Genomic DNA, 7,946 nt, shown 5'->3' with positions numbered 1-7,946 from the left:
CCGCCCGACCGGAGACCCCGTGCCCAGCCCCTACCGCGCCTTGTTCGCCGCCCCCGGCTCCAAGGGTTTCTCCGCCGCGGGCTTCGTCGGCCGGATGCCGCTGTCCATGATGGGCATCGGCGTGGTCACGATGATCTCCCAGCTCACCGGCAGGTACGGGCTCGCGGGCTCGCTGTCGGCGACCATCGCGCTGGCCGCCGCGGCGATCGGCCCGCAGGTCTCCCGGCTGGTGGACCTGCACGGCCAGCGGCGGGTGCTGCGCCCGGCGACGCTCGTCGCGCTGGTGGCGTCCGCCGGGATGCTGCTCGCCGCGCACTTCGGCTGGCCGGACTGGGTGCTGTTCGTGTGCGCGGTCGGCATCGGCTCGGTGCCGAGCCTCGGCGCGATGATCCGTGCGCGGTGGGCCGCCCTGTACCGGGGCACCCCGCAGCTGCACACCGCGTACTCCTTCGAGTCGGTGATCGACGAGGTCTGCTTCATCTTCGGGCCGATCATCTCCATCGGGCTGTCCACCGCCTGGTTCCCGGAGGCGGGCCCGCTGCTCGCCGCCTGTTTCCTGGCGGTCGGCGTGTTCTGGCTGACCGCGCAGCGGGCCACCGAGCCTGCCCCGCACCCTCGTACGCAGGAAGGCGGCCGTTCGGCGCTGCGCGCGCCGGGCCTGCAGGTCCTGGTGGCCACCTTCGTGGCGACCGGGGCGATCTTCGGGGCGGTGGACGTGGTCACCGTGGCCTTCGCCGACGAGCAGGGCCACAAGGGCGCCGCGAGCCTGGTGCTCGCCCTCTACGCGGCCGGTTCCTGCGTCGCGGGCCTGGTGTTCGGGCTGCTGCACTTCGGGGGACGGCCCGAACCTCGCTGGCTGCTGGGCATATGCGCGATGGCCGTGAGTATGATCCCCCTCCTACTGGTCGGAAACTTGCCGTTTCTGGCCGTGGCGCTGTTCGTTGCGGGCCTGTCCATCGCTCCCACGATGATCACGACGATGTCCCTGATCGAGCAGCACGTACCACGCGCGCAACTGACCGAGGGGATGACCTGGATCAGTACCGGGCTCGCGGTCGGGGTCGCGCTCGGCTCCTCCGTGGCCGGCTGGGTGATCGACGCGGCCGGTGCGCGCGCCGGGTACGGGGTTCCGGCGGTGGCCGGGGCCGTCGCGGTCGCGGTCGGATTCCTGGGGTACCGCCGGCTCAAGAGGCCGGATCCACGTCGGGGAGGCAGCGTTGAGCACGGCAGCGAGCGCGAGGAACGGCACGTGGCGTAACTGGGGCGGCAATGTGGCCGCGCGTCCCGCGCGGGAGGTCACACCCGCCTCGGTCGACGAGCTGACCGCTGCCGTACGGAAGGCCGCCGAGGACGGTCTGCGGGTGAAGGCCGTCGGCACCGGCCACTCCTTCACGTCGATCGCCGCCACCGACGGTGTGTTGATCCGCCCTCAACTGTTGACCGGTATCCGCACCATCGACCGGGACACCATGACCGTCACGGTGGAGGCCGGCACACCGCTCAAGAGGCTCAACATGGCTCTCGCGCGTGAGGGCCTGTCCCTCACCAACATGGGCGACATCATGGAGCAGACGGTCTCCGGAGCCACCAGCACCGGAACCCATGGCACGGGCCGCGAGTCGGGCTCGATCGCCGCCCAGATCAGGGGCCTGGAGCTGGTCACGGCCGACGGCTCGGTGCTCTCCTGCTCCGAGAAGGAGAACCCCGAGGTCTTCGCGGCCGCCCGGATCGGGCTGGGCGCGCTCGGCATCGTCACCGCGATCACCTTCGCCGTCGAGCCGATCTTCCTGCTCACGGCCCGCGAGGAGCCGATGAGCTTCGACAGGGTCACCAGCGACTTCGACGAACTGTGGACCGAGAACGAACACTTCGAGTTCTACTGGTTCCCGCACACCGGCAGCACCAACACCAAGCGCAACAACCGCAGCGCGGGCCCGGAGAAGCCGGTGCCGCAGCTCCAGGGCTGGTTCGAGGACGAGTTCCTCTCCAACGGCGTCTTCCAGATGGCCCAGTGGGTCGGCCGCGCGGCGCCGGGCACGATCCCCTCGATCGCGCGGATCTCCAGCAAGGCGCTGTCGGCACGGACGTACACCGACATCCCGTACAAGGTCTTCACGTCGCCGCGCCGGGTGCGGTTCGTGGAGATGGAGTACGCCGTCCCGCGCGAGGCCGTGGTCGCGACGCTGCGCGAGTTGAAGACCATGGTCGAGCGCTCCGGACTGCGGGTCAGCTTCCCCGTGGAGGTGCGCACCGCCCCCGCCGACGACATCACGCTGTCCACCGCCTCGGGCCGCGACAGCGCGTACATCGCGGTCCACATGGTCAAGGGAACGCCGTACCAGGCGTACTTCACGGCCGCGGAGCGGATCTTCACGGCGCACGAGGGGCGCCCGCACTGGGGCAAGGTGCACACGCGCGACGCCGAGTACTTCGACGGGGTCTACCCCCGCTTCGGCGAGTTCACCGCGCTCCGCGACCGCCTCGACCCCGACCGCCGGTTCCAGAACGACTACTTGCGTCGGGTGCTGGGGGCATAACCACGCGGTCGCCGGACATACGCACGAAGCCGACAGCTCCCTCTCTGGTGGTTCCGTGAACTGCGCCACGTCCAAGATCTTGAAAACTGCTCAACGAACGGCCGGACAGCGTTTCTTGAACGAAGTTGAGTGGCGCGCCAATCCACGCACGTGGCCCAAATGGAGTACTGTTGCGAGCCCTGGGTCCGGTCTCCCGCCAGGGCGTCCGTGGCCTTCAAGGGCGGCCGGGAGGGGGCTAGTTGCACAGGGTGACGGAGTTGGTCACTTAGCGTTGCGAATAGGTAACCGTGCCATAACGGCGATCCAGGGCCCGTGCCCGACACGCCGGGCAACTCGGCAAGGTTGTGGCAGGCTGCACCCGGGCAGGCCACACTCGACTAGCGGAAGCAGCGACGCACGTGACGTCGGCAGGCACCACCCGGGAGGTCCCCATGCCCGAACTGCGTGTCGTGGCCGTCTCCAATGACGGCACACGGCTGGTGCTGAAGGCTGCCGACTCAACGGAGTACACGCTTCCGATCGACGAGCGGCTGCGCGCAGCGGTGCGCGGCGACCGTCCCCGCCTCGGTCAGATCGAGATCGAGGTCGAAAGCCATCTCCGTCCCCGCGACATCCAGGCGCGTATACGCGCGGGTGCCACCGCGGAAGAGGTAGCCCAGCTCGCAGGCATCCCCGTAGACCGTGTACGGCGCTTCGAGGGCCCCGTGCTCGCCGAGCGCGCCTTCATGGCCGAACGCGCACGCAAGACCCCGGTCCGCCGGCCCGGCGAGAACGCCGGACCGCAGCTCGGCGAGGCCGTGCAGGAGCGGCTGTTGCTGCGCGGGGCCGAGAAGGACACCGTCCAGTGGGACTCCTGGCGCCGCGACGACGGCACCTGGGAGGTCCTGTTGGTCTACTGCGTCGCGGGCGAACCGCACTCGGCGAGCTGGACGTACGACCCGCCCAGGCGGCTCGTCCAGGCCGTCGACGAGGAGGCCCGCTCGCTGATCGGCGAGTCCGAGGACCTCGGCGCGCCGGAGCCCAGCTTCCCGTTCGTGCCGCGGATCGCACGGCTGCCGCGGGACCGTCCGCTGGACCGCGCCCTCGACCGGCCGAGCCTGCCACCGGCCGAGCCCGTCGAGGAGAGCGCCGGCGAACGGGACTCGCTGACCAGCCTGTTGGAGGCCGTACCGAGTTTCCGGGGCGACATGGTCGTACCGGAGCGGCCCTCCGAGACGGCGAGCATCGAGGAACCGCCCGCCCTGGAGGAGGAGCCCGAGGTGGAGGAGCCGCCGGCTCCCGCGGCCTCGGCCGGTTCCGCCTACGCGGACGTCCTCATGCCGCGTTCGGTGGCCAGCCACCGCGACCGCCTCATCGGCGCGACCGACCGCCAGGCCGAGGCCGACGGCGTTCGTCCGGGCCGCAGAGCGGCCGTTCCGAGCTGGGACGAGATCGTGTTCGGCACCCGGCGCAAGAAGCAGGAGTAGCCGGTCCCACGGCTGTGAGAAGGGCCCGCCTCGGACAGAGGCGGGCCCTTCCGTCGTCCGGCTACTGGGGATCCGGGCCCACCGCGACCGGTCGCTCCGGGTCCGAGGACCACTCCGACCAGGAACCGACGTACAGCGCGGCCGGGATGCCCGCGACCGCCAGGGCCAGCACCTCGTGGGCGCCGGAGACGCCGGAGCCGCAGTAGACGCCGACCTCGGTGCCGTCGGTGGCGCCGAGGGCCTTGAAGCGGGCGCTGAGCTCCTCCGCGGGCAGGAAGCGTCCGTCCGGGCCGACGTTGTCCGTGGTGGGCGCGGAGTGGGCGCCCGGGATGTGACCGCCGACGCGGTCGATCGGCTCCACCTCGCCGCGGTACCGCTCCCCCGCGCGCGCGTCCAGCAGCAGGCCCGAGCGGGCCAGCGCCGCGGCCGCGTCGGCGTCGAGCAGACCGGCCGCCGCGGGCACCGGCACGAAGTCACCCTCGGCGAGGGCGGAACCCGGCAAGGAGGACTGCAGCGGCCCCCGCCAGGACGGCAACCCGCCGTCGAGGACTCGCACGTCCGGGTGACCCGTCCAGCGCAGCAGCCACCACGCGCGGGCGGCCGCCCAGCCCTGTCCGCCGTCGTACACGACCACCGGGGTGTTCGAGGAGACGCCCGCCCGGCGCATCGCGGCGCCGAACTCCGCGAGCTCGGGCAGCGGATGCCGGCCGCCGCTGCCGACCGGGCCGGCCAACTCCCGGTCCAGGTCCACGTAGACGGCGCCCGGGATGTGTCCGGCCGCGTACTCGGCCCGGCCGTCGAAGGGCGGCTCGCCCGCGGCCTTGGCCACGCTCAACTGCCAGCGGACGTCGAGCAGGACGGGCGGCTTGGGGCCGGCCAGGTCGCTCGCGAGTTCGGATGCGGAGATGATGGCGTTCATGGCCACCATCCTCGCGCACGGGGTGGCCGCGTCGTCCAGGTCCGGCTACTCTGCTCCGCCGGACAGGCCCGGTCACCAGGCGTACGGGAACGGGCACATGCTGTACCGCCGATCGACATCCGCAGACCGTCGCGTGACCGACGGTCGGGCACCCGCGCGCCGGGCGCCCTGCCGACCCACGGAAGCCGCGGGGCGGCGCGCCCGGAGCCCGCGACGCCGCGGGTGGTGCGAGCATCGGCACGGAGGTCCGGACCGCGGACACGACACGGCCACCGCGAGGGGCCGAGGAGAGAGTGACGATGACCGAGGCAAGGGGGTCGGCCGCCCCGCCCGCTCGGCACACGCCCGGTACGCCCTGCTGGGTGAGTCTGATGGTGCACGGGATGGCGGCGACCCAGGAGTTCTACGGCTCGCTGTTCGGCTGGGAGTTCGTGCCGGGCCCGCAGCAGCTCGGACCCTATGTCCGGGCCCTGCTGGACGGCCAGGAGGTCGCGGGAATCGGCCAGTTGCCGCCCGACCGCCAGCTTCCGGTCGCCTGGACGCCCTACCTCGCCTCGGACGACATCGAGCTGACGGCCGAGTCGGTGCGGCTGTGCGGCGGCACGGTGGGGGTCGGCCCGCTGGACGCCAAGGACGCCGGGCGGCTGGTCATCGGCTCCGACCCGTCCGGCGCCGTCTTCGGCGTCTGGCAGGCGGCGGCCCACCTCGGCACCTCCGTCGCGGGCGTGCCGGGCACTCCCGCCTGGCACGAGCTGCTCACCTACGAGACGGTGAGCGTCCGCAAGTTCTACGAGACGGTGTTCGGTCTCGAAGGGGAGCCGGTGGTCTCCGCCGACTTCGACTACGTCACCCTGTACGCCGGCGGCCGCCCCGTGGCCGGCCTCCACGGCGTCGGCCACGCCCTCCCCCGCGACCGGGGGCCGCACTGGATGACGTACTTCGAGGTGTCCGACGCGACCGCCGCCACCCGTCTTCTCGTGGAGCTGGGCGGGCATGTGCTGCGCCCGCCGCACGACAGCCCGCACGGTCGGGTGGCCACGGTGGCGGATCCGGAGGGGGCGCGTTTCTCGTTGATCGAGAACCCGCGCTGAAGCCCTGACGGCCTCGGCTCAGAAGCCCGCCCCGGCCGACGGGACCGGCAGGACGTCCGGGGAGAGCGCGGCCGCGCGTGCCGTGGTCGCGGTCATACGGCGGCGGTGGTGCCGGCGGCACAGGACCTCGTAGCCGATGTCGTCGGCCTGGTTGACGTCGCCGACGACCACCTGAGCGCCCTCGACGACCATCTCGCCCTTGACGGTTCGGGCGTTGTGGGTGGCCCGGGCGCCGCACCAGCACAGGGCCTCGACCTGGAGGACCTCGACCCGGTCGGCAAGCTCCACCAGGCGCTGGGAGCCGGGGAACAGCTTGGAGCGGAAGTCGGTGGTGATGCCGAAGGCGTAGACGTCGAGGTCCAGGTCGTCGACGATCCGCGCGAGTTGGTCGATCTGCTCGGGCACGAGGAACTGCGCCTCGTCCGCGATCACGTAGTCCGCGCGGCCGCCGCGGGAGAGGTGGTCGACGAGATAGGCGTACAAGTCCTGGCCGTCCTCGACCTCGACGGCGTCCGTGACCAGGCCGAGCCGTGAGGAGAGCTTACCCTCGCCGGCCCGGTCGTCCCGGGTGAAGATCATGCCCGTCAGTCCGCGTGCCGAACGGTTGTGCTCGATCTGGAGAGCCAGCGTGGACTTCCCGCAGTCCATGGTTCCGGAGAAGAACACCAGCTCGGGCATGGGAGGTCGAGCACCTTTCGGTTGTGTGGGCGAAGGGGCCCACTCGGAGGGGGCCCGGTCGGCTTCAGGAGCTTCAGGAGCGTACTTCGAGCAAGGGGACCAGTTGCTCGGCGGGGGTCATCGAACCGTGGTTGCCGACCATCGCCGACTCCTTCGGCTCCCGCTCGGACGCGATGAGCAGGACGTCGTCCCGCGCGGCGGCGACCACGTCCCCGATCCGGTCGTACACCCGCTCGTCGAACTGGTCCGGCGGCCCGAACCAGCCTGCGGCGACCGCCTCGTCCCGGGAGGCGACCCAGAACTGCTCGCCGAGGACCTCGCGCCAGCAGGTCAGCACGTCGCCCGCGGCTCCGGGCACCGCGTAGACGTGGCGGGCCCGGCCCTCGCCGCCCAACAGGGCGACCCCGGCGCGCAGTTCCCAGTCCTCGTCGAAGTCGATGCGGTGCTGCTCGTCGAAGGGGATGTCGATCATGCCATGGTCGGCGGTGACGTACAGCGCGCTGTTCGGGGGCAGTTGTTCGGCGAGGCGCTGGACCAGGCGGTCGACGTACATGAGCTGGCCGCGCCAGGTGTCGGAGTCGACGCCGAAGCGGTGTCCCGCGCCGTCGACCTCGGCGTAGTACGTGTAGACCAACGAGCGGTCGCCGACCGCGAGTTGCTCGGCCGCGAGGTCCACGCGCTCCTCGCCGGACAGCCGCCCGTGGAACGTGCCGCCGCTGAGCGCGACCTTGGTCAGCGGGGTGTTCTGGAAGGTGGGCGAGGAGACCTGGGCGGCGTGCACCCCGGCCTGGTCGGCGAGCTGGAAGATCGTCGGGTACGGCTGCCAGACCTGCGGTTTGGTCCACGGCTGCCAGCGCAGCTGGTTCATCAGCTCGCCGGTGGCCGGGTTGCGCACGGTGTAGCCCGGCAGGCCGTGGGCGCCGGGCGGGCGGCCGGTGCCGACGGAGGCGAGGGAGGTCGCGGTGGTCGCCGGGTAGCCGGCGGTCAGCGGGCGGCCGGTGCCGCCGCGCGAGCCGGGCAGCAGGGAGGCCATGAAGGGCGCCTCGTCCGGGTGCGCCTTCAGCTGCTCCCAGCCGAGGCCGTCGATCAGGAACACGCAGTTCCGGTCGGCGGGAGTGAGCTCCTGGATCACGGCGGTCGTGCCGGGTACGGCCATGCCCGCGGCGAGCGTGGGCAGCAGGTCGGCGAGGGAGCCGCTGCCGTACTCGGGGACGGGGGCGGTGTCGAGGGCGAGGGGTTCTGGGTGGTCCCAGGC

At 72.0% G+C, this 7,946-nt stretch carries 7 protein-coding genes; 4 read left to right on the top strand and 3 right to left on the bottom strand.

All coding sequences use genetic code 11. The features are described 5' to 3' along the window. Positions 1 to 19 precede the first annotated feature (19 nt). From EHS43_RS31180 to sepH, 3 genes are all read left to right on the top strand, one after another. Positions 20 to 1,258 carry an MFS transporter gene (locus EHS43_RS31180; RefSeq protein WP_125194044.1) on the top strand — a complete coding sequence of 413 codons (1,239 nt, stop codon included), beginning with the start codon at positions 20 to 22 and terminating at the stop codon, positions 1,256 to 1,258. Then, entirely contained in the window at positions 1,218 to 2,537 is a 1,320-nt protein-coding gene (locus tag EHS43_RS31175; RefSeq protein ID WP_125194043.1) for a D-arabinono-1,4-lactone oxidase, read from the top strand. The genes EHS43_RS31180 and EHS43_RS31175 overlap by 41 nt, the downstream gene beginning before the upstream one ends. Before the next feature lie 431 nt (positions 2,538 to 2,968). Then, on the top strand, positions 2,969 to 4,003 hold the full coding sequence (gene sepH / locus EHS43_RS31170) for a septation protein SepH (protein ID WP_125194042.1): 1,035 nt from the start codon (positions 2,969 to 2,971) through the stop codon (positions 4,001 to 4,003). 61 nt (positions 4,004 to 4,064) lie between these two features. On the opposite strand, the gene EHS43_RS31165 is transcribed toward sepH, so the two are convergent. Continuing rightward, positions 4,065 to 4,922: a sulfurtransferase gene (locus tag EHS43_RS31165; RefSeq protein ID WP_125194041.1), complete on the bottom strand. Its 858-nt coding sequence runs from the start codon at positions 4,920 to 4,922 to the stop codon at positions 4,065 to 4,067. A 299-nt stretch (positions 4,923 to 5,221) separates the two neighbouring features. On the opposite strand from EHS43_RS31165, the gene EHS43_RS31160 reads away from it, so the two are divergent. Further along, the gene (locus EHS43_RS31160) at positions 5,222 to 6,013 is read left to right on the top strand and encodes a VOC family protein (protein WP_125194040.1); all 792 of its coding nucleotides are present in this window, start codon (positions 5,222 to 5,224) and stop codon (positions 6,011 to 6,013) included. Between the two features lie 18 nt (positions 6,014 to 6,031). On the opposite strand, the gene EHS43_RS31155 is transcribed toward EHS43_RS31160, so the two are convergent. Beyond that, positions 6,032 to 6,691: a thymidine kinase gene (locus EHS43_RS31155; protein WP_125194039.1), complete on the bottom strand. Its 660-nt coding sequence runs from the start codon at positions 6,689 to 6,691 to the stop codon at positions 6,032 to 6,034. A 73-nt stretch (positions 6,692 to 6,764) separates the two neighbouring features. Then, positions 6,765 to 7,946, bottom strand: a 1,182-nt coding sequence (locus tag EHS43_RS31150) for an alkaline phosphatase family protein (protein ID WP_148104128.1), incomplete at its 5' end; no start/stop codon positions are given.

The organism is Streptomyces sp. RP5T, assembly GCF_003933965.1.
Lineage (GTDB): Bacteria > Actinomycetota > Actinomycetes > Streptomycetales > Streptomycetaceae > Streptomyces.
Note: the sequence above shows the minus strand (reverse complement) of the source record. Positions and strands in the feature narration are given on the sequence as shown.